2 protein-coding genes and 1 pseudogene are annotated in these 2096 nt (G+C 70.5%); 2 read left to right on the top strand and 1 reads right to left on the bottom strand.

Going from position 1 to position 2096, the window contains the following annotated elements:
- The first annotated feature begins 203 nt into the window (after positions 1 to 203).
- Both AC1DY5_RS52925 and AC1DY5_RS52920 read left to right on the top strand, forming a co-directional pair.
- Positions 204 to 623, top strand: a complete 420-nt coding sequence (locus AC1DY5_RS52925) for a DUF4189 domain-containing protein (protein WP_478122232.1) — start codon at positions 204 to 206, stop codon at positions 621 to 623.
- A 178-nt stretch (positions 624 to 801) separates the two neighbouring features.
- A complete protein-coding gene (locus AC1DY5_RS52920) occupies positions 802 to 1221 on the top strand; it encodes a hypothetical protein (protein ID WP_478122231.1) in 420 nt (139 codons plus the stop codon).
- A 28-nt stretch (positions 1222 to 1249) separates the two neighbouring features.
- On the opposite strand, the pseudogene AC1DY5_RS52915 reads toward AC1DY5_RS52920, so the two are convergent.
- Positions 1250 to 2070, bottom strand: a pseudogene (locus AC1DY5_RS52915) (phosphate acyltransferase).
- Positions 2071 to 2096: the final 26 nt, after the last annotated feature.

Raw genomic sequence — 2096 nt, 5'->3', positions numbered from 1 at the left:
AGCGCCTTCCGTGTCGGGAAGGCCGGGTTGCGAACTCGGGGCAAGTTCCCCGAGACATGACTGAGGATCGCGAAAACGCCGGGGACAGGCCGTCAGCCGTGGCGTACGCGGCGTGTAGGGCATGGCGGGCGTGGCGCGATCGGAAAGCCCCCCAGCGCTAGCCCTCCGCGCAGGCACGGACCGCGTTGCGCGATGATCGGCGGATGACATTTCGATCAGTTGGCGTCCGCGGGGCTGCGGCGCTCGTGCTGTTCCTCGCCTGCCATGCGGCGGGCATCGCCGCCACCTCGAATCCAGGCGCTCCGGACCCGGGCCCAAGCTGGGGCGCCATCGCTTCCCGGCGCGGTTGGTACGGCTACGCGTTCAACCACAAGACCCGCGAAGCGGCCGAGCGGGCGGCGCGCGCGCAATGCGATCGTGCGGCCGGTCGCGCGGGGCCTTGCGAGGTGCGGATCCAGTTCGACCGGTCCTGCGCGGCGTTGGCGACCGGCAACTTCGGTGAATGGGGCRCAGCCAGCGCCGCGACGACCAGCGCCGCGGGCCAGGCGGCCATCGCCCAATGCGAAGGCCACTTGCCGACCGAGCCGTGCAAGGTGGTCGTCACGGCCTGCTCCTTGCGCTGAGCCGGCGCGGCGGCTGGGTCGCCGCCCGTGACACGTCTCGCGCAACCTGGGAAATCCCGAGTGTGGCGGACGCGCTTCGGCCTGCACGCGGCAGCAAGATCAGGAGTACAAATGCGCTGTGGGCAGAGAACATTGCGGTGCTCCCTTCCGGGGGCGGACCAGTGACAGGAGGGCAGTCATGGGCAGACATCTTGCGGTCGGGGATTCATCCGGACCGATCGCCATCGCGAGCGCCAGCTACTACAACCCGACCGGCGTGCTGCTGGCGCCCGGCGAGACCTACGAGATCGCCGCGGACGACAGCCGATGGGTCGACTGGCACCTGGCGTCCACCGCCGACGGCAGGATCGAGCCCAGCCTCATCCAGTCGATGGCCCAATGGGCGCTGCGCTGCAAGGAGGGTCGCTGGTTCCAGTTGATCGGTGCCATTGGGCGCTCCGACTCCAACCTGTTTCCGATCGGCATGCACGCGGCCTGGACCTACAAGGGCCAGAGCGGCGATGCCGAGCCCGAACTGTGCCTGTTCGCCAACGACGCCTGGTTCGCCTACCTCAACAACCACGGCTCGGTGAAGGTGACGATCAAGCGCGTCGCATAGCTGGCGCAATGGCAGGTGGCGGCGGCGGTCAGCCGACCGCCTTGATCAGCCCTTCGCGCCCGGCCTTGGCCAGCATCGAGGCCACCGCGCACGAGGCCAGCCGGGCCGCTTCCGAGTCGGCCCGGCTGGTCAGGATAACCGGCACGCGGGTGCCGAGCACGATGCCGGCGGCGTAGGCGCCGGCCAGGAAGGTCAGGCTCTTGGCCAGCATGTTGCCGGCATCGAGATCGGGCACGATCAGCACGTTGGCGCGGCCCGCCACGGCCGAGACGATGCCCTTGATCCGCGCCGCCTCGGCGTCGATCGCATTGTCCATGGCCAGCGGGGCGTCGAGATGCGCGCCGGTGATCTGCCCGCGGTCGGCCATCTTGCACAGCGCGGCGGCATCGAGGGTCGACGGCACCTTGGGATTCACGGTCTCCATCGCGGACAGCAGCGCCACGCGGACCCCCGGCATCTGTAGCATCCGGCGCGAGGTGCGCAGGCCGCCTTCGCGGCGAATCACGGCGGCCATCAGTTCGTCGGTGTGCAGGCTGCCCTTCATGAGTGCATCGACCTCGCCCCGCAGCTCCAGTGCGACCGCCATGTCGGCCGCCGCGTGGCTGTGCGGCACTCGACGATGCGCAGGCCCTCGAGGCTGGCGCCGAGCGAGCGCGCGGCGGCCTCGATCCGGGCGCGCGGCCCTACCAGGACCGGCGAGATGAGACCGAGCCGCGCCGATTCGAGCGCCGCCCGCAGCGAGACTTCGTCGGCCGGATGCACGACCGCGACGCGCAGCGGCGGCAGGGCGCGCGCCGCGGCGATCAGGCGGTCGTAGTGGGGATGGGCGGGGGCGGACGAAGACTCCATGAAGGTTCCAGCGTAAAGGCTCAGGC

The sequence above is a fragment of the Variovorax sp. P4_D9 genome (assembly GCF_056401695.1).
Note: the sequence above shows the minus strand (reverse complement) of the source record. Positions and strands in the feature narration are given on the sequence as shown.